Source organism: Ferribacterium limneticum (assembly GCF_020510565.1).
GTDB lineage: Bacteria > Pseudomonadota > Gammaproteobacteria > Burkholderiales > Rhodocyclaceae > Azonexus > Azonexus limneticus_B.
On the sequence record NZ_CP075189.1, the window covers coordinates 1,877,606 to 1,895,408 of the forward strand.

20 protein-coding genes are annotated in these 17,803 nt (G+C 61.3%); 9 read left to right on the forward strand and 11 right to left on the reverse strand.

Going from position 1 to position 17,803, the window contains the following annotated elements; all coding sequences use genetic code 11:
- Positions 1 to 25 precede the first annotated feature (25 nt).
- From KI610_RS09055 to nifL, 10 genes are all read right to left on the reverse strand, one after another.
- Complete coding sequence (locus KI610_RS09055; RefSeq protein WP_226498318.1) at positions 26 to 2,023, reverse strand: TonB-dependent receptor plug domain-containing protein; 1,998 nt, start codon at positions 2,021 to 2,023, stop codon at positions 26 to 28.
- Positions 2,017 to 2,241, reverse strand: coding sequence for a helix-turn-helix domain-containing protein (locus KI610_RS09060; RefSeq protein ID WP_404827491.1), 225 nt, complete (start codon positions 2,239 to 2,241; stop codon positions 2,017 to 2,019). Before KI610_RS09060 ends, KI610_RS09055 begins: the two co-directional genes overlap by 7 nt.
- 61 nt (positions 2,242 to 2,302) lie before the next feature.
- Complete coding sequence (locus tag KI610_RS09065; RefSeq protein WP_226498320.1) at positions 2,303 to 2,716, reverse strand: hypothetical protein; 414 nt, start codon at positions 2,714 to 2,716, stop codon at positions 2,303 to 2,305.
- A 195-nt stretch (positions 2,717 to 2,911) separates the two neighbouring features.
- A complete protein-coding gene (locus KI610_RS09070; protein WP_226498321.1) occupies positions 2,912 to 3,277 on the reverse strand; it encodes a hypothetical protein in 366 nt (121 codons plus the stop codon).
- Between the two features lie 91 nt (positions 3,278 to 3,368).
- Positions 3,369 to 3,674: a hypothetical protein gene (locus KI610_RS09075; RefSeq protein WP_226498322.1), complete on the reverse strand. Its 306-nt coding sequence runs from the start codon at positions 3,672 to 3,674 to the stop codon at positions 3,369 to 3,371.
- Positions 3,671 to 4,204, reverse strand: coding sequence for a flavodoxin (locus KI610_RS09080; protein WP_226498323.1), 534 nt, complete (start codon positions 4,202 to 4,204; stop codon positions 3,671 to 3,673). Before KI610_RS09080 ends, KI610_RS09075 begins: the two co-directional genes overlap by 4 nt.
- A 2-nt stretch (positions 4,205 to 4,206) precedes the next feature.
- Positions 4,207 to 4,482, reverse strand: coding sequence for a nitrogen fixation protein NifZ (locus KI610_RS09085; RefSeq protein ID WP_226498324.1), 276 nt, complete (start codon positions 4,480 to 4,482; stop codon positions 4,207 to 4,209).
- A 4-nt stretch (positions 4,483 to 4,486) separates the two neighbouring features.
- A complete protein-coding gene (locus KI610_RS09090) occupies positions 4,487 to 4,816 on the reverse strand; it encodes a (2Fe-2S) ferredoxin domain-containing protein (RefSeq protein ID WP_226498325.1) in 330 nt (109 codons plus the stop codon).
- Positions 4,817 to 5,531: 715 nt separating this feature from the next.
- Entirely contained in the window at positions 5,532 to 7,214 is a 1,683-nt protein-coding gene (gene nifA, locus KI610_RS09095) for a nif-specific transcriptional activator NifA (RefSeq protein ID WP_226498326.1), read from the reverse strand.
- Positions 7,198 to 8,730: a nitrogen fixation negative regulator NifL gene (gene nifL, locus KI610_RS09100; RefSeq protein WP_226498327.1), complete on the reverse strand. Its 1,533-nt coding sequence runs from the start codon at positions 8,728 to 8,730 to the stop codon at positions 7,198 to 7,200. The genes nifA and nifL overlap by 17 nt, the downstream gene beginning before the upstream one ends.
- A gap of 266 nt (positions 8,731 to 8,996) precedes the next feature.
- Here nifL and rsxA point away from each other — a divergent pair, with 266 nt between their 5' ends.
- The 9 genes from rsxA to KI610_RS09145 all read left to right on the forward strand — a co-directional run bounded on the left by rsxA (position 8,997) and on the right by KI610_RS09145 (position 17,100).
- Positions 8,997 to 9,575, forward strand: a complete 579-nt coding sequence (gene rsxA, locus KI610_RS09105; protein ID WP_226498328.1) for an electron transport complex subunit RsxA — start codon at positions 8,997 to 8,999, stop codon at positions 9,573 to 9,575.
- 14 nt (positions 9,576 to 9,589) lie between these two features.
- The gene (locus KI610_RS09110; protein ID WP_226498329.1) at positions 9,590 to 10,117 is read left to right on the forward strand and encodes an RnfABCDGE type electron transport complex subunit B; all 528 of its coding nucleotides are present in this window, start codon (positions 9,590 to 9,592) and stop codon (positions 10,115 to 10,117) included.
- Between the two features lie 8 nt (positions 10,118 to 10,125).
- Entirely contained in the window at positions 10,126 to 11,655 is a 1,530-nt protein-coding gene (gene rsxC, locus KI610_RS09115) for an electron transport complex subunit RsxC (protein WP_226498330.1), read from the forward strand.
- Positions 11,652 to 12,749, forward strand: a complete 1,098-nt coding sequence (locus KI610_RS09120; RefSeq protein ID WP_226498331.1) for an RnfABCDGE type electron transport complex subunit D — start codon at positions 11,652 to 11,654, stop codon at positions 12,747 to 12,749. Before rsxC ends, KI610_RS09120 begins: the two co-directional genes overlap by 4 nt.
- A 1-nt stretch (position 12,750) precedes the next feature.
- Positions 12,751 to 13,356 carry an electron transport complex subunit RsxG gene (gene rsxG / locus KI610_RS09125; protein WP_226498332.1) on the forward strand — a complete coding sequence of 202 codons (606 nt, stop codon included), beginning with the start codon at positions 12,751 to 12,753 and terminating at the stop codon, positions 13,354 to 13,356.
- Between the two features lie 9 nt (positions 13,357 to 13,365).
- Entirely contained in the window at positions 13,366 to 14,037 is a 672-nt protein-coding gene (locus KI610_RS09130; protein ID WP_226498333.1) for an electron transport complex subunit E, read from the forward strand.
- Between the two features lie 11 nt (positions 14,038 to 14,048).
- A complete protein-coding gene (locus KI610_RS09135) occupies positions 14,049 to 14,318 on the forward strand; it encodes an RnfH family protein (RefSeq protein ID WP_226498334.1) in 270 nt (89 codons plus the stop codon).
- Between the two features lie 147 nt (positions 14,319 to 14,465).
- Positions 14,466 to 15,797 (forward strand): citrate transporter, encoded by a 1,332-nt coding sequence (locus KI610_RS09140; protein ID WP_226498335.1) that lies wholly within the window; start codon positions 14,466 to 14,468, stop codon positions 15,795 to 15,797.
- A gap of 220 nt (positions 15,798 to 16,017) precedes the next feature.
- A complete protein-coding gene (locus KI610_RS09145; protein ID WP_226498336.1) occupies positions 16,018 to 17,100 on the forward strand; it encodes a ComEA family DNA-binding protein in 1,083 nt (360 codons plus the stop codon).
- 50 nt (positions 17,101 to 17,150) lie between these two features.
- Here KI610_RS09145 and KI610_RS09150 read toward each other — a convergent pair whose 3' ends face one another.
- Entirely contained in the window at positions 17,151 to 17,585 is a 435-nt protein-coding gene (locus KI610_RS09150; RefSeq protein ID WP_226498337.1) for a universal stress protein, read from the reverse strand.
- Between the last annotated feature and the right edge of the window lie 218 nt (positions 17,586 to 17,803).

Consider the following 17,803-nt stretch of genomic DNA (forward strand, 5'->3'; position numbering starts at 1 on the left):
CCTCCGTGCGGGTGATGGGCGAGGGCTAGAACCGGTAATTGGCGTTGGCGAACCACATCCGCCCGGGGTTCGGGAAACCGTCGGCCAGCGCGTAGTTCTCGTCGGTCAGATTGGTGACGCCGGCTTCGAGGGTCAGGTCCTTGATCGGGCGATAGGCTGCCTTGAGGTTGATCGTCGTGTGGTCGCCGGTCTTCACCGTATTCGACGCCCAGCGGCTGCTTTCGGATTCGAAGAAGGGAATGATTTCGAGCTGGCCGATTGGGCGGATCAGGGCATAGACGGTCAGCTTCTCACTGGGGACATCGGTCAGCCTGGTGCCTGGGCTGCTGATGTTCTCCATGTTGATGAAGGTGTAGTTGCCGCCGACATCGAGCCAGCTGGCGAGCGGGGTGCGCAGGCCGAGTTCGAAACCGGTGCTGCGGACCTTGCCGACGTTTTGCATCTGGCAGCGGTTGGCACCGCTACAGCTTGTCGTGCCCGGCTGGTAGACAGTCTGGATCTTGTCGCTGATGTCGCTGTAGAAGACCGCCACCTCCGTCTTGGCACCCTGCCACGGGCTGCCCTGGTAGCCGATTTCGTAATTGATCGACTCTTCCGGCGCTAGCCCGGGATTTTCTATGTAGGTGGAGAATCGCAGTGAGAAGCGGTCTTTCAGTGTCGGCAGGCGGGTTTTCTGGGCGACCGTGGCGTAGAGCCGGGCATTTGCGGTGAGGTCGTAGAACAGGCCCAGTTGCCCGTTGGTGGCGCTTTTCTCATCGGGGATGGTGATTGTTGCCCCTGATTTGTAGACGCTGTCGGCGGTCAGGCTGTGGTGTGATACTCCGAGCGACAGCAGGAGGTCGGGGGTGATCTTCAGGTTGTCCTCGATTGCGAAGGAGTACAACGTGTCCTGGAAAGACTCGGTCGCTGCGCCGGCGCCGTCGGTGGCGAGGTGCTTGTCGACCTTGTAGTGAGTGACAAACTTGATTTCGTTGTTTTTGAGGCGGACGGACGACAATTCCAGCGATCCGCCCCAGGTTTCGTCGTCGTAGGCGCTGATGTCGGTGACCGGGTTGGTGATGGTCGAATAGGTGCCGTTCGAGAAAATGTGCAGCGAATTCTTGAACTTGTCCTGGTAGAGCCTGGCCTTGATCGTTTCGTGCTCGCTGAGGGCGGTGCGCGAGACGAAATAGAGGCTTTCCTTGTCCCAGTACGGCCATTGCCAGAAGCGATTGACGCTCGGGTAGGTCGATGGCGGCTGGCCTTTTTCACCGTTCTGCTTGGTGTAGCTGATGGTGTATTCATCGCTGGCATTGGGCGTCAGGCCGAGTTTGAGCGAAAATTTCTGGTCGCTGTGGTAGGAGTTTTCGCGATGGCCGCCGTCTTCGCGGGTGGTCGGCTGGTAATCCTTGGACATCGGGAAGTAGTCGCTTTCCAGATACGAGGCGCCAGCTTGGATGTACCACAGGCCCTGATTCGAGCCGACATTGACCGAGGTCTGGCGTTCGTTGCCCGAGCCGAAGCCGAGGCGGGCATCGCCTTCGAGTGGGGCCTGCGGTTTGCGCGAGATCAGGTTGATTGCGCCGCCCATGGTGTTAGGGCCGTAGGAAACTGAACTGAATCCCTTGGCGACCTGAATGGCAGCCAGGTCGGCCGTGGTGAAGCGGGTGATGTCGACATTGCCATCGTAGGGGACGTAGACCGGGATGCCATCGATGAAGAGCGGTGTCTGACGCGAGTCGAAGCCGCGGATGTTGATGGTTCTTTCGTTGCGCTGACCGCCCAGGGCGATGGTGACGCCGGAAAGGAGATTGACCGCATCGCCGACGTTGTCGCGGTTGAATTGCTTCATGTCTTCGCTGGTGATGAGCGACGAAACCTGCTCTGCGCCGATCTCGCCGAGTTCGTCCTTTTGGGCCATGACCTGAATGGCGCCGAGTTCAAAGACGGGTTCGGCCGCCATGGCGAAGCCGGTGGGCAGCAGGTTGGCAACGAGGATGGCCAGCAGTTTTCTGCGGCCGCACGGTTTGGTGTTTTTCAGCATGAAGTCCTCCCTGACTGTGGCTGGCTGGATGGGTGATGCGGTGATTTTTGGGTCGATTCGGGCAAGGTGATTTCGAAGCTACTGCCTGGAAACCGGGCAACGATTTCGAGGCGTCCGCCCAGAGCCTCGACATAGCGGCGTAGCGTGGTCAGGTGCATGTCGTCCTTGTTTTCGAATTGCGCGATGTTCGGTTGCGAAACCCGCAGACGGTCGGCCATGGCGATTTGCGAGAGCCCGAGTTGACGGCGCAACTTGCCAAGGGGCAGGCCCCCGGCTGATTCAGCGGGGCATGTCGGGGCTGAGGGCATAGAAGCTTCGGGACTGGTTGCAGTTGTTGGTGGAGATACGGCGATAGACCAGCCAGCGCTCGTCGCGCAGACGCCAGGCGGCCATTTCTTCGCTGTAGGTGACCAGTTCGTAGAACTCCTCGTCGTCATCCGAAGCGAGGCTGGTCAGCATGTAGCGGTGGGCGGTAAAACAGCGTTGGTCGTCGGCGTCGTAGCCGACGGTGCGCTCCGCACGAATTTCGTATTCGCTGTATTGCTCGAAATAGAGCGGTGGCTCGACGGTCTCCCGCCATTCCGCTGGCAGGTGCTCAAGCCAGTCCGGTTCGCTTGGCTGATGGCCTTTACCCTGGCTTTTGCAAGTCCGGCTGTGGACTTTTCCGGCACCGGTGCTGGGATCTGTTTTCATGGCAAGATATAAGAATGTATATAACGGTATTCTTGTCATGGCAAAAGCCATGCCACGTAAAAGCAGGGGTATTTCAGGTGTTTTGTGTGGTTTTTCTATTCGTTGTGTTGTTAACTATACAACGATGTCGCGAATGTGACAGAGGCTACTGTCGCGTGCGAAATGGGGCTGGTGTCAGGTTGGAAGCGCGGCGCCTTAGCGCGGCATGGTGCTGCTGAAGGCGTAGAAGCTGGCCGGTTCGCTGCCGTGGTTGGCGCTGTTGCGCCGGAAGACCAGCCAGCGATCGTCACGCAGGCGCCAGGCCGACATCCGTTCGCTGAACGTGACCACCGGCTGAATTGTCTCTCCGCTGCTGGTTTGGGTGAGCAGAAAGCGATGGCAGGTGAAGCAGGGTTTGTCGTCGGCGTCGTAGCCAACGGCACGCTCGGCGCTGATTTCGTATTCGCGGTAGTGGGCGTAATAAAGCGGCGCTTCGACGGCATTCAACCATTCGGCGGGCAGATCTTCTTGCCAGATTCGCGCATCCGGGGTGCCTCCTTTGCAGCCGGGTTCTTTGACCAAATTGCTGGTGCTGGGGCTGGCGTTTCCGGGCAAGGAGTTCATGGCGGAGGGTGGGTGCAGGAATAGGTTAGGGCTGGCCGGATTGTGGCAATCAGGCGTCGAAATGGAGGGCGAGGCTGGCCAGCACCTTGGGTAGGGGCAGGTTTTCTTCGCTTTCGAGAATGCCCGGCACCGGGTGTGGGTATTCGTAGAAAATGCCGTAGGTGCCGCTGCGCTGGCCGTGCAGGTAAACATGAGCGCGCAGCGCGGCGATTTCGGCGTGGCGCAGCGTGACGATGTGCGGATCGTCGCCGGCATCCGGCTCGATGTCGCAGGCCTGGGCGATGCGCTCGTCGAGCGAGACGAGGACGCGGCGGATCTCACGGGATTTGGGGGCGGCCCAGGGATTGGCGTTCATGGCAGGAGCTCCGCTTGGATTTGGGCCAGCCAGGTGTTGATGCGCTCTTCGGTGAGCAGGGGCTGGTGATGCTGATCGAGGGCCAGGCCGAGAAAGTCGTCGCCATCAACCGCCTGCGAGGTGGTGAAGTCGTAGCCGGCGGTCGGCCAACGGCCAACGACACGGGCGCCGCGGGCGACCACGGCGTCGTGGATGAGGCCAATGGCGTCGACAAATTCTTCGGCGTATTTCTTCTGGTCGCCGAGGCCGAAGATGGCGATGGTCTTGCCGGACAGGTCGGCGCCAGCCAGTTGCGGCAGGAACTCCTCCCAACTCGGCTGGCTTAGGCCGACCGACTGGCCGGGCAATTCGCCATCGCCGAGCGTCGGGCTACCGACGATCAGTGCATCGTAGGCGAGGAAATCTGCTAGCGTCGTCCGGCCGATATTGACCGGCGCATCGGCAACGTCACCCAGCTTTTTCGCCATCTGCTTGGCGATCAGCCGGGTGCGGCCGGTGTCGGTGCCGAAGAAGATTCCAATTTTGGCCATTTTTACGCGTTGACCGTGGAATCCTGCGTCAGCTCTTCCGGCAGGCAGCCGATGGGGGCGCCGAGGCTGCCATCCGGGCCGTTTTCAAACTGGACCAGATAGATTTCCTTGGTTTCGTCCATTTCGGCGACGCCAAAATGGACGACGACGCCGCGCAGGCCGGAGGGAACGATCAAGGCTTCTTCATCTTCGAAGCCGGGCATGCCGCCGTCGTTGAAGATGTCTTCAGCCGCGAAGACCATGTCGCCGATGTGATATTGCTGGACGGTCGTTTCCATGATCTCAGGCCCAGACGTCAGGCGGCGCCAGCAGGCGCTCGACCGGCTGATCGAACATCAGGTGCTCGTCGATGATGACGCCGACGTCTTCCGGCTTGACGCCGGTGTACATGATGCCTTCCGGGTAGACCAGCACGCTCGGGCCGAGGTGGCAGGGGCCGAGGCAGCCGGTGTTGGTCAGCGCGAAGCCCGAGGCCCACAGGTTGCGGGCGGTGAATTCATCGGAAAACGCCTGCCAGGTGGCGCCGCAGCCCTTTTCCTGACAAGAGCCGCGCGGGTGGCCGGCAGGGCGTCCCTGGACGCAGACGAGTACGTGTTTCTTCGGTTTTGGCATGGAGCTCTCCTGGTTGATAGCTTTGCTATTGCAAGGGGAGTGCCAGCTTTAAAGTTAATTAATTCAATGGCTTGGGTTGTGTTGTTGTGTCGCGTTTGCGACAAGTGTGGTTTTGGTGTGGCAATTGGCAGGAGGTTCCGCCCTTGCTGGGCGTCTTACTTTTTCTTGCTTCGCCAAGAAAAAGTAAGCAAAAAGAAGGCGACCCTGGGTCGGTGCCGGCTGCGCCGGTTCCCTGTGCTACTCGGCAGGCCGGGCGGCTGCGGAACTCGGGGCTGCGCCCCTCAGACAGTCCTCGCCGAAAGCCCCCGGCCTTCCTGCGTTGCTCGGCACCTCTCAAGGGGGCCGGTGAAACGACCTGTACTTGAGCTTGGGGGCCTGAATGGCCGATTTCATTTTTTGCCCTTTTTTCCGGTTGACCGTAGGAATGCAATTCTTGGGGCAAATCGGTTGAGCCCGGACGCCTTTGGGGTCCCCGTGGAAGGCGCTGAGCAACGCAGGCGGGCCGGGGGCAGTCGGCTTGCGTTGTCTGAGCCGCAGGCGAGTTTAGCAAGCCGCCCGGTCTGCCGAGTAGCGCAAGGAACCCGAAGGGCGCCGCCCCCGGGGTCGCCTTTTCTTTGGCTACTTTCTTTTGGCGAAGCAAAAGAAAGTACGCCCGCCAGCAAGGCGGAACCCCAAGCCTGTCCGGAGCCCCAAGCCTATTAACCAGAAACCCGAATCAGAACTGCTTCACCTCAATATTCAGCGTCTGAATCCGATAGGCAATCTGCCGCGGCGTCATGCCCAGAATGCGCGCCGCCTTTGCCTGCACCCAGCCGGCCTGTTCCAGCGCGGCAATGACGCGTTCCTTTTCCGACAGGTTCGGATCATCGATGTCGATTTCCGGATTTGCCCCGGAATTCGGGTTGACCGCAGGACGATGGTAGTTTTCCGGCGGGGCGCTGGCAGCGGAGCGGATCGGACGCGGGCTGGTGCGTTCGCGGACGCTCGGGAAGCGGATCAGATCGACGTCGATGTTGCCGTCGTCGGAGAGCACGGCGGCGCGTTCGAGGCAGTTTTCCAGCTCGCGCACATTGCCCGGCCACTCGTGATTGGCCAGCCGGCGGTTGGCCATGTCGGTCAGTTTGAGCTTGCGTTTCTGGTCGTTGCCGATCTTGGTGAGCAGGTGGCGGGCGATTTCGGGGATGTCCTCGATGCGCTCACGCAACGGCGGCAGAAAGAGCGGCATGACGTTGAGGCGATAGAACAAGTCTTCGCGGAAGTCGCCCATTTCGACGGCGGTTTCGAGGTCGCGGTGCGTCGCGGCGATGATGCGGACATCGACCTTGATGGTCTTGCTACCGCCGACGCGCTCGAATTCGCCTTCCTGCAGGATGCGCAGCATCTTGGCCTGGAAGGCGGCCGAGACTTCGCCGATTTCGTCGAGGAACAGCGTGCCGCCGTGGGCCTGTTCGAAACGTCCCTTGCGCGCCTCGACAGCACCGGTGAAGGCGCCGCGTTCGTGGCCGAAGAGTTCGGATTCGAGCAGGTTTTCCGGCAGCGCCGCACAGTTGAGCTTGACCAGCGCATTGCGGGCGCGCGGCGAGTTGTAGTGGATGGCGTTGGCGATCAGTTCCTTGCCAGTGCCGGTTTCGCCACGGATCAACACCGTCGTGTTCCATTTGGCGACCATGCGCGCCTGGTCGAAAACCCGGCGCATGACGGCCGAGCGGCCGACCATGCTGTCGAAACCGAACTGGTGGCGGACGGTACGCCGGAGCAGGTCGCGCTCTTCGAGCAGCGATGACTTTTCCTGGGCGACGGCCATCGACAGGCTGAGGCTCTGGCCGATCAGGTTGGAGACCATCTCGACGAACTGGGCGCGCTCCTCGAGCAGGCCGTCCTCCGGCGCTTCCGGCTGAACTGCCAACACGCCCTTGAGGTCGCCGCCGACCTTGATCGGCACGGCGATGAAGGGCAGTTCCGGCGAATAGACTTGGGCGCGGTTGAGGAAACGGGCTTCGTCGGCGACGCGCACGAGCTTGATGGTGCGCGGCTTTTCGAGGATCAGGCCGATGATGCCTTCGCCCGGGCCGTACTGGTTGTCGTCGAGGATCGGGCCTTCCGGCGTGTAGATGGTGCGGATGTTGAGCTTGCCGGTTTCCGGATCAAGCACGCTGATCAGGCCGCGCGTCAGGCCGGCCTCGTCGTGCAGGACGCGCAGGACGTCACGCAGGGTTTCGTTGAAATCGAGCGAACGGCTGAGCACCCGGCTGACGGCGTAGAGCGCTGCCAGCAACTGGATGTTCAGCTCGTGCGTTCGGCAGAAACCGCCGGGCGGCGGGCATTCGTCTGAGAGGGAGTGAATGATGTGTTCGTGCATGCTGTTCTCGTTGTTGTTCTTCTTAGATGGGGTCGCCATCGACGCGGAATTCGACGATCGCCGCCAAACCGCCGCTCGGGCTGTCATCGAGATCGATGATGCCGCCATGGTCGGCGACCACCTGCTGGGCGCGCGACAGGCCGGTGCCGATGTGCTTGCCGCTGCCGCCCTTGGCCGTGAAGAACGGCTCGAAAGCCTTGTGTCGCCATTCGTGTGGAATGCCAGGGCCGCTGTCGATGACGGAAACGACGATGCATTCGTTGGTCAGCGCGCTGATCAGCGACAACTCGCGCCGCTTCCAGCCCTTGATGTTCATCGCCTCGATGGCGTTGTCGACCAGCGCCTTGAACAACATGCGCAACTGCAGCGGGCGACCGAGCATGGGCGGCAGGGTCGAGGCCGGTTGCCAGTCGACGGTGATGCCAGCCGAAAGCAGGCGCGGCGTGCTGACTTCAAGCACGTCACGGAGGATTTCATTCATGTTCACGCCGACGACGATTTCATGCTGGCCTTGCGGGATGACCTGGCGCAGCGTTTCGAGGTGCTCGCGGCTGCCGCTCAGGGCTTGCTGCAGCATCGCGGCACTCGCCGGGTCGCGGCGCTGGAGCACCGAGATGGCCGAGGTCATGACGTTCATCGGCTCTTCGAGGCGGAAGATTGCCGCCGACAAGCCTTCGCGGATCGCCGCCGTGCGTTCTTCCTCGGCCAGAACCGCTTGCAGGGCCGAGGCGCGGGCGCGCTCCTGCTCGTCGCGCAGGCTGGTGATGTCGGACATGACCACAAGCAGACCGGGCTGGCCATCGGCGCAGAAGTAGCTGTCAGCGCAATCGCTGTGCATGTCGATGATCGACGAGGTGACCGACAGCCAGCGTGGCCGGCCGGCGGCGCGGTCGACACGGGCTTCGCGCTGGGTGACCAAGCATTCCTGCGGGCGTTCGGCCAGGTTGTCGCGCCAACTGGGCAGCACGCTGTCGAGAATGGTGTGGGCCGGCTCCTTGAGGCGCAGGTCGCTGACCATTTTCTTGTATTCCTGGTTGTCGAGAACGACGCGGCCGCTCGGGTCGAGCAGGGCGAAAGCCATCGGGGCGGCATCGACGACCGATTCGATCAGGTGCTTCTGGTTGCGGACCAGGCGTTCGAGGCGGTGCATCTCGGTAATGTCCCGGTGCATGCCGACAAAATGGGTGGTCTTGCCGTCGCCGTCGACCACCGGGGAAATGCTCAGTTCGGCCAGATAGAGCCCGCCATCCTTGCGCTTGTTGAGCAGCTTGCCGGCCCACGGCTTCTGCGCCGAAAGGTCGGACCACATCGCCTTGTATATCTCCGGCGGGGTGGTGTGATTGGACAGCGTCGATTCGTTCTTGCCGACGATCTCGTCCTTGCTGTAGCCGGTGACGCGGGTGAAGGCTTCGTTGGCAAACAGGATGTTGGCCTTGGCGTCAGTGATTGAAATCGCCAGGTCAGCCTGGTCGACTGCCTGGCTATAGGCTTCGGGCGGCAGTGCAGTTTCCGGCGTGACAGTGGCGCGGGCTTGGGCAAGCGGTGTAGCCGACATCGAAAGGCTCCTCAATAAATCGTTTTTTATTTATTAGCAGAATCCGTGCCGCACTTTGAATTCAGGGCCGATGAGGGCTTGCAGCGCGGGTTTCGGGGGAAATGCGACGAATTTCTGTCGCCTTTGCGACATTTTTTCCTGGAACTGGCGCACCGTATTGGTGCAATGGCTGCGAATGGCGCATCAGCGTGGGGTTTTGTGCGGTGCGCAAGGATTGGCATGGCTTATGCAGTGAGGTCAGTGAAAAAAACTGGAACCACACCACCATGAGCGAATTTCTCCTACTGCTGCTTTCCACCGCGCTGGTCAATAACGTGGTGCTCATCAAGTTCCTTGGACTCTGTCCGGTGATGGGAGTTTCAAAGAGCGTGGATAGTGCCCTCGGCATGGGGCTGGCGACGACCTTCGTCATCACCCTGGCCGCCGGCGCCTCGTGGATGCTCGACAACTGGATGCTGCAGCCCCTCGGGCTCGGCTACCTGCGTATCCTGACCTTCATTCTGGTCATCGCAGCGGTGGTTCAATTCACCGAGATGTTCATCAAGAAGGCCAGCCCCGGGCTTTACCAGTCGCTCGGCATCTACCTACCGCTGATCACCACCAACTGCGCCGTGCTCGGCGTCGCGCTGCTCAACGTCGAACAGAAATTCAGCCTGTTCAAGAGCCTGCTCTACGGTTTCGGCTCGGCGCTCGGTTTCACCATCGTGCTGCTCATCTTCGCCGGGCTGCGCGAACGGATTGCCCTGGCCCGCGTGCCCGGCGCCTTCGCCGGCGCGCCAATTTCGTTCGTCACCATCAGCCTGCTGGCCCTTGCCTTCATGGGCTTTTCTGGTCTTAACGTTTAAGGAGGAATGCCCAAATGATCGCCGCCATCCTCAGTCTGACTATCCTCGGTGCCGCGCTCGGCATCATTCTTGGTGTTGCCAACAAGTTCCTGCAGGTCGAAGGTAATCCACTGGTCGACGAGCTGATTGCCATGATGCCCGGCTCCAACTGCGGGCAGTGCGGTTTCCCCGGGTGCTCCGGCGCAGCAACGGCGATTGCCGACGGTAGCGCGGCGCCAACCTGCTGCCCGCCGGGTGGCAAGTCCTTGGCCGCCGCCATCGCCGCCAAGCTCGGATTGACCGTCGATCTCTCGGCGATGTCCGACGATGGTCCGAAAATCGCCGTCGTTTCCGAAGAACTGTGCATCGGCTGCTGCCGCTGCAGCAAGGTTTGCCCAACCGACGCCATCATCGGCGCCGCCAAGCAGGTGCATAACGTCTTCCGCGAAGCCTGCACCGGCTGCTCGAGCTGTATCGAAAAATGCCCGACCGAGGCACTGGTGATGAAACCGGTGCCGGTCACCCTGCAACACTGGGTGATGCCCAAACCTGCCGCTGCGTGAGATCTGACATGGGATTCATGAACCTCTTCAAGCACTTCCTCGGCGATGACTGGGGTGTGCATCCGGACGACCACAAGCGGCCGGCCGCCGATCAGCCGGTGCGTGTCATGCCGGTACCGGCCAGGCTGTACCTGCCACTGCAGCAGCACCTTGGCGGGCCGGCCCGCCCGATCGTACTGGTCGGCCAGAAAGTCAAAAAGGGTGAGCTGATCGCCGAGGCGCAGGGCATGGTTTCGGCCCCGATCCACGCGCCGACTTCCGGCACGGTCGCTGCCGTCACTGAAATTACGGCACCGCATCCCTCCGGCCTGACGCTGCCGGCGATCATTCTCGACGCCGATGGCGCCGACGAGTGGATCGAACTGCACGGCTGCGACGATCCGTTTGCCCTCGACCCGGCCGAGATCGGCAAGCGGGTTGCCTCGGCTGGTGTCGTTGGTCTGGGCGGTGCTGCCTTCCCGTCGGCCGTCAAGCTGATCGGCGCTTCGAAGGCCAAGGTCACGACGCTGGTCATGAACGGCGGTGAGTGCGAGCCCTATCTTTCCTGTGATGACCGCCTGATGCGCGATGCTGCCGCAGGTATCGTCGATGGCATCCGCATCATGCTCCACGCCACCGGCGCCAAGGTGGCGCTGGTCGGCATCGAAGACAACAAGCCGGAAGCCATCGTCGCCATGCAGGCCGCGGCAGCCGGTTTTGACAGCGTGCAGATTCGCCCGGTGCCGGCCCGTTACCCGATGGGTTCGGAGAAACAACTCATTCAAGTCCTGACCGGCATCGAAGTGCCGGCCGACGGTCGTCCGGCCGACATCGGCGTCATCGTTCATAACGTCGGCACGGCGCTCGCCTTGCGGACGGCCGTGCGCGACGGCAAGCCGCTGATTTCGCGACTGGTTACGGTCAATGGCAACTGCGCCAGCCAGCCGGGCAATATCGAGGTGCGCGTTGGTACGCTGGCCGAAGAAGTCATTGCCTTCGCCGGCGGCCTCAAGGGTGACGGCCTCGGCCTGGCCCGCCGCGTCATGGGCGGCCCGATGATGGGCATGCAGATTCCGCACTGGCGTGTGCCGGTGGTCAAGGGCACCAGCGGCATCCTGGCCTTCGATACGGTCGAGGTCGCCGAGCAGGAGCCGAACCCGTGCATCCGCTGCGGTTCGTGCGTCAAGGCTTGCCCGATGGGCCTGCTGCCGCTCGAAATGAGTTCGCGCATCCGCAATGAAGCCTACGGCGAAGCGATCGATCTCGGGCTGAAAGACTGCATCGCCTGTGGCTGCTGCGCTTATGTCTGCCCGTCAAAGATTCCGCTCGTTCAGTATTTTGTCCATGCCAAGGGCGAACTGGCGGCGCAGGACCGCGCCAAGCTGCGCGGCGATGCAACGAAGAAACTGGCCCTGCAACGGCAGGAACGTCTTGAGCGTGAGGCCCGCGAAAAGGCCGAAGCCAATGCCAAGCGCAAGGCCGAACGAGAAGCTGCCGCCGCCGCCAAAGCCGCGGCAGAAGCTGCTGCCAAAGCCGAAACCCAGGGAGAATCAGCATGAACACGGCCGCCTTGACTGCTCAGCCGGTTGCCTCGCCGCACGCCCATGGCGGCAACTCGGTTACCCGCACGATGTTCCGCGTCCAGATGGCGCTCGTGCCTGCCACGCTTTACGGCTTCTGGCTGTTCGGCTGGCCGGCTTTCTTCCTGTGGCTGCTGACCATCCTTTCCTGTCTTGGTTTCGAAGCCCTGTCGCTCAAGATGATGGGCGTCACGCGCATCAAGGCGACGCTGTTCGACGGCTCGGCGCTGCTTACCGGCTGGTTGCTGGCCATGACCTTGCCGCCCTGGGCGCCGTGGTGGGTCGCCGTGGTCGGCGGTTTCATCGCCATCGTGATCGGCAAGCAGGTTTTCGGCGGGGTGGGGCAGAACGTCTTCAACCCGGCCATGGTGGCCCGCGTCGCGCTGCTCGTTTCCTTTCCGGTGCCGCTGACCATGTGGGTGTCACCGCTGCCGCTGACTTCGCTGGCCGCACCGGACTTCATCGATGGGCTGCGCATCTTCCTGACCAGCTTGCCGCAGCCCGATGCCATGGCCAGCGCTTCGCTGCTCGGCTACACCAAGACTGAACTGTCGCGCGGCATCGACCTGCTGCATTCGCTGGCCGGCGACCATGCACCAGTGCTGTCGTGGATCGGCGCCCGTTCCGGCAGTTTCGGCGAATCGGCCTCGCTGCTCATTCTGGGCGGTGGTCTTTATCTGATCGGTGTTGGCATCATCAGCTGGCATACGCCGGCTGCCGTGCTGGCCGGGCTGGCAATTCCTGCCGCCATCGGCCACAGCGTCGATCCGACGCATTACCTGAGCGTCTCGGCCCACCTGCTGTCGGGGGCGGCGATGCTTGGCGCCTTCTTCATCGCGACGGATTACGTGACGTCGCCGAATACCGTCAGCGGACAGATAGTCTTCGGCCTCGGCATCGGTCTCATGACCTGGGTCATCCGGACTTACGGCGGCTACCCGGAGGGGATGGCTTTTGCCGTGCTCTTGATGAACGCGCTGACACCGGTCATCGACCGCTTCATCAAGCCGCGTGTCCTCGGCCGCGACCGCAAGGGCAAGCCGCTCGATATCCCGGAAACGAAAGAGGCCTGAGATGAATTTTGAATCTTTCCGCGAAAAGATCGCCTACCAGCCCATCCTGCTTGGCGTCTTCGCTTTGCTCGCCAGCGGGGCCCTGGCCTGGGCGTCAAGCGCTACCAGCGATGCCATCGCTGCGGCCGAAGCCAAGGACTTGCGCGATTCACTGGCCGAAGTGCTGCCGCAGGGCATGGCCGATAACGATTTTCTGAAGGATACGGTCGACCTGAAAAAAGGCGAAAAAACGATAACCATCTACCGCGCCCGGCAGGGCGGGGTGGTCAAGGCGGCGCTGTTCAAGGTGGCCGAACGTGGCTATGCCGGCGACATCCAGGTGCTCATGGCGGTTGATAGCGATGGCAAGACGCTCGGCGTCCGCGTGCTCAAGCATGCCGAAACGCCCGGACTGGGCGACAAGATCGAGGTCAAGAAAGACAAGTGGATCAGGGATTTCGATGGTAAGTCGCTGGGCGATCCGACCCCGGAAAAATGGGGCGTCAAGAAGGATAGCGGCATCTTTGACCAGTTCGCCGGGGCGACCATCACGCCGCGTGCCGTGGTCAAGGCGGTCAAGGGCGGGCTGGAGTTCTTCGCCGCCCACAAAGCGGAAATCACGGGCTAGGAGCGGATGATGAGCGATTCTTATGGCAAGTTGATGAAGGATGGCCTGTGGGAAAACAATGTCGTTTTCGCCCAGTTGCTGGCCATGTGTCCGACCATGGCGGTCACCACCAGCGGCACCAACGGTCTTGGCATGGGCTTGGCAACGACGGCGGTGCTCGTCGTTTCCAATATTCTCGTGTCGATGATTCGCCACACGGTCAGCTCGCAGGTGCGGATTCCGGTTTTCGTCGTGCTCATCGCGACGCTGGTTACAGTCGTCGATATGGCGATGAATGCCTGGATGCACGATCTTTACAAGGTGCTCGGCCTGTTCATCGCCCTGATCGTGGTCAATTGCGCCATTCTCGGCCGGGCCGAAGCCTTCGCCGTCAAGAACGGCGTCGTCGCCTCGGCGGTCGACGGGCTGGCCATGGGGCTGGGCTTTACCGGTGCGCTGACCTTCATTGGCCTGATCCGCGAGTTTCTTGGCTCGGGCACGCTGTTCGCCCAGGCATCCAACCTGCTCGGGCCATCCTTCGCTTTTCTTGAAATGAAGCTGCCCGGTTACGGTGGGGCGCTGCTCATGATCCTGCCGCCGGGCGGCTTTGCCATTCTCGGCTTCCTGCTGGCTGGCAAACGGGTGATGGAACAGCGCATGGGCGAACGTGCGGCAGAAAAAGCTGAACTGGCTACGGCCTGAGGAGAAAAACGATGCAGATCGGTGTTGCCTATTCCGAACCGGGCCAGCAAATCTGGCTGAATATTGAGGTTCCCGACGAGTCGACCGTAGCCGAGGGTATCGAGCGGTCGGGCATACTCAAGCAGTTCCCGCATATCGACCTGACGGCGCAGAAAGTCGGCGTCTTCGGGCGGCTGGTCAAGCTCGATGCCGCCCTCAAACCGGGCGATCGCGTCGAGATCTACCGGGGCATCATCGCCGATCCGGAAACCGTGCCGCGCAAGGACATGGCCGACGATTGAGCCCCTACGGGAAAATCCGAATTTGAAAAACCGAGCCGGGCAGTCGACAATGGCGTCGTTTGCCGGTCAGGATGCATCCTGAAGAACCTTTCTTCGGGGCGCTTTGCAGCACAAATAACCAGAATTTCATCATCCACGAGAACAGCCATGCATCGTTTATTGCCCGCACTCCTGTTGCTACCCGCTTCCGCTTTTGCGGCCGACGCCTTGCCGAGCGTTGGCGGTATCCCCATCGATTTCATCCTCTTCGGTCTGACCCTGCTCGGCGTCGCGCTGTTCCACCATGTGACCCTTTATGTCGCGCTGACCGGTCTGTTCACCATCAGCCTGTACAAGATCATTTTCACCGGTTTCAAGACCGGTGCCGGCGTTGCCGGTTTCATGGGGCTCCTTGGTCACGAGTGGGTGACGGTGGCCAACCTGTTCTGCCTGCTTACCGGCTTTGCGCTGCTCGCCCGCCACTTTGAAAAGAGCCATGTGCCGGTGATTCTGCCCAAGTATCTGCCGGAAGACTGGAAGGGCGGCTTTGTCATGCTGGTCATGGTCTTCGTGATTTCCAGCTTCCTCGACAACATCGCTGCTGCGCTGATCGGCGGCGCCATGGCCCACCAGCTCTTCAAGGGCAAGGTTCATATCGGCTATCTGGCCGCCATCGTCGCTGCCTCCAATGCCGGCGGTTCTGGTTCGGTGGTCGGCGACACGACGACGACCATGATGTGGATCGACGGCATCAGCCCGGGCCAGGTGTTCGACGCCTACGTCGCGGCCGGCGTCGCGCTGCTCATCATCGGCTACTTCGGCGCCAAGCAGCAGCACGCCTACTCGCCGATCATCAAGCATGCGCACGCCCATACCAAGGTGGATTGGGGGCGCATTTTCATCGTCGCCACCATGCTGGTTTTTGCCGTGGCGACCAACATCACCATCAACATCAAGTTCCCGGAAATGGCCGAACACTTCCCGTTCATCGGTGTCGCCGTCTGGGTGGCGATCATCCTGACCATCCCGGTTCGTCGTCACGACTGGGAACTGATGCCGGAAACCATCAAGGGTTCTATCTTCCTGCTTTCGCTGGTGCTCTGCGCCTCGATGATGCCGGTCGAAGCGCTGCCACCGGCTTCGTGGCAATCGGCCTTCACGCTGGGCTTCGTTTCCGCTGTCTTCGACAACATTCCGCTGACTGCGCTGGCTTTGCGTCAGGGCGGCTTCGACTGGGGCTTCCTGGCCTATGCCGTCGGCTTCGGTGGTTCGATGCTGTGGTTCGGTTCGTCGGCCGGCGTCGCGCTGTCCAACATGTACCCGGAAGCCAAGTCGGCCGTTCAGTGGCTCAAGCATGGCTGGCACGTTGCCGTCGCCTACGTCGCCGGTTTCATGGTCATGCTCGTCGTGCTCGGCTGGCATCCCGATACCGGTCACAAGAAAGTGGCTGAGCCGGTCGTTGTCGAAGCGCCAGCAGCGATTCCGGCCCCGGCGCAGTAATCTCGTCGCCAACCGGGATTGCTACGGTCAACCGGAAAAAACGACTAAAAATGAAATCAAGGGCGGCTTCGGCCGCCTTTTTTCATGTCGGCTTTGCGACAAATAACACCTCTTTTTGCGCACCATTCCGGTGCCAGAAAAACAATACTAACTACATGATAAAAAACAAAAAATCGGCCATATAATGCGCCTCCCGAATCGATAGAACAGGTATCAATTTATGACGCAAGATATTTCCGGAAACGCCCTGGCCAACATTGGCGAAACGCATGGTTACTGCTTTGATGGCGACTCCGTCCTGATCAATGCCGAACTGATCTTTTCCGATGCCGCGCTGAGCGCCGCATCGCAATGGGCGCTGCAGTTGTGGAGCAGCGTGTCAGGCTTTCCGGATCAGCAACTGGCTGGCGTCAAGGTTGCCGAGCTGGCCGTTTATCCGGCCGCCGGTTATCAGAGCCTGACCGCCACGGTTGCTGCCATGCCGCCGGCCGGTACGGATGAGCTGGACATGGCGCTGGCGCTGGTTTGCTGGGGCGACAACGGCTTGCCGATGGTCGTCGATCTGGCCGTCTATCCGGTCGCCGAATGCTTCGTCCAGCCCAAGCTGTCGGGCAATGTGACCTGCGCCCTGGCTGACGGCATGGCCACGCTGACCGTCGATGCCATCGAAAACCCGCGCGCCGAAGACAATCTGAGCGGCACCCTGGCCCTCGAACTGTGGGCCCTCGACGAACCCTATGCCGGCGGTAGCTGGCAAGGCGTCCCGGTCGCCAGCATGATTCTCGGCGTGCTGGGCGGTGGCAATGCGCTGACCGACTGCAATTTTGTCGTGCCGGCCGCTGCCCCCGAAGGCCCGGGCGTGCTGACCCTGATGCTGCGTGAATGGGGTCCGGCTGGTTACGTGACGCGTGACTACTGCAATCTGTCGCTCGAAGCGCCGGCCAAGACCAAGGCCAAGCCGAAGGCTGCTGCCAAGAAGGCCGTCGCCAAGGAAGAAGCGCCGAAGGAAAAAGTTGTGAAGGAAAAAGCTGCGAAGGAAAAGGCGCCAAAGGCCAAGGCTGAGCCAAAGCCGGTGGCCAAGGAGAGCAAGGCTGCCGCCAAGCCAGCCAAGGCCCCGGTCGCCAAGGGCGTTGCTGTCAATGCCGCCAGCGAAGCAGAACTGCTTGCCGTCAAAGGCCTGAGCGCTACTCTGGTGAAAGCCATCATTGCCGGCCGTCCCTATGCGTCGTTCGACGATCTGGGCAAGGTCAAGGGCGTCGGCCCCAAGCTGTTGGCCAAGCTGCGCGACGAACTCGCCATCTAAGCTGACACCAAATGTTCGCCCCGGCCGGTGACGGTCGGGGCGAACTCGTTTCAGTCGTTCTCGGCTTTGACGCAGACAACCGGTTTTGTCGCCAGATGCAGCACCTTGCGCGTCACCGAACCCAAAGCCAGTGCCGCCAGCCCGCCCAAACCGCGGGTGCCCATGACGATGCTGTCGCAGCCCAGTTCTTCGGCCAGCCCGACGACGATTTCGGCAATGTCACCCTGCTGGACGTAGGTCTTGTGGCCAATGCCGGCCTCGTTCAAGGCGTTGAGGACGGGCTTCAGCGCAATATGCGCACGGGCCGTCAGGTGGCCCTGGATCGCCTCTTCTTCCATGCCATGGGTTTGCCAAGCAACTGGTGCCGGCTCAACGTTGACGACATGCACCTCGAGCGGACCGTGCAGTTTGGCAAACTCGATCACATAGAGCGTAGCGGCGAAGGCATGTTTCGAGCCGTCGACAGGAAGTAGTACGGAACGCATTTGAATCTCCTTTTGCCTGGTTTATGGTGGTTCTTCACTCTCTTTCTTTAACTGTAGAGCGTGCTGGCATATTTCGGTAGCGGCATCGCCAAAGCCGTCGTGTTTTTGTCGATAGATGCCCGGCTTGTCGCAAAGACGACAATTCACGCGGTTTTAAATCCATATAAATCAATGAATTAAAGGTGGCACCCGTCTTGCTAATTGCTATCCAGACCTCT

Bases quoted from the DNA above. Each gene is read 5' to 3' on its own strand.
- rsxG (WP_226498332.1), top strand. From the start codon at position 12,751: ATGAATTTTGAATCTTTCCGCGAAAAGATCGCCTACCAGCCCATCCTG.
- KI610_RS09130 (WP_226498333.1), top strand. From the start codon at position 13,366: ATGAGCGATTCTTATGGCAAGTTGATGAAGGATGGCCTGTGGGAAAAC.
- KI610_RS09120 (WP_226498331.1), top strand. From the start codon at position 11,652: ATGAACACGGCCGCCTTGACTGCTCAGCCGGTTGCCTCGCCGCACGCC.
- KI610_RS09110 (WP_226498329.1), top strand. From the start codon at position 9,590: ATGATCGCCGCCATCCTCAGTCTGACTATCCTCGGTGCCGCGCTCGGC.
- KI610_RS09150 (WP_226498337.1), bottom strand. From the start codon at position 17,585: ATGCGTTCCGTACTACTTCCTGTCGACGGCTCGAAACATGCCTTCGCC.
- KI610_RS09085 (WP_226498324.1), bottom strand. From the start codon at position 4,482: ATGGAAACGACCGTCCAGCAATATCACATCGGCGACATGGTCTTCGCG.
- KI610_RS09055 (WP_226498318.1), bottom strand. From the start codon at position 2,023: ATGCTGAAAAACACCAAACCGTGCGGCCGCAGAAAACTGCTGGCCATC.
- KI610_RS09060 (WP_404827491.1), bottom strand. From the start codon at position 2,241: ATGGCCGACCGTCTGCGGGTTTCGCAACCGAACATCGCGCAATTCGAA.
- KI610_RS09080 (WP_226498323.1), bottom strand. From the start codon at position 4,204: ATGGCCAAAATTGGAATCTTCTTCGGCACCGACACCGGCCGCACCCGG.
- nifL (WP_226498327.1), bottom strand. From the start codon at position 8,730: ATGTCGGCTACACCGCTTGCCCAAGCCCGCGCCACTGTCACGCCGGAA.
- KI610_RS09140 (WP_226498335.1), top strand. From the start codon at position 14,466: ATGCATCGTTTATTGCCCGCACTCCTGTTGCTACCCGCTTCCGCTTTT.
- rsxA (WP_226498328.1), top strand. From the start codon at position 8,997: ATGAGCGAATTTCTCCTACTGCTGCTTTCCACCGCGCTGGTCAATAAC.
- KI610_RS09090 (WP_226498325.1), bottom strand. From the start codon at position 4,816: ATGCCAAAACCGAAGAAACACGTACTCGTCTGCGTCCAGGGACGCCCT.
- KI610_RS09065 (WP_226498320.1), bottom strand. From the start codon at position 2,716: ATGAAAACAGATCCCAGCACCGGTGCCGGAAAAGTCCACAGCCGGACT.
- KI610_RS09135 (WP_226498334.1), top strand. From the start codon at position 14,049: ATGCAGATCGGTGTTGCCTATTCCGAACCGGGCCAGCAAATCTGGCTG.
- KI610_RS09075 (WP_226498322.1), bottom strand. From the start codon at position 3,674: ATGAACGCCAATCCCTGGGCCGCCCCCAAATCCCGTGAGATCCGCCGC.
- KI610_RS09145 (WP_226498336.1), top strand. From the start codon at position 16,018: ATGACGCAAGATATTTCCGGAAACGCCCTGGCCAACATTGGCGAAACG.
- nifA (WP_226498326.1), bottom strand. From the start codon at position 7,214: ATGGCGACCCCATCTAAGAAGAACAACAACGAGAACAGCATGCACGAA.
- rsxC (WP_226498330.1), top strand. From the start codon at position 10,126: ATGGGATTCATGAACCTCTTCAAGCACTTCCTCGGCGATGACTGGGGT.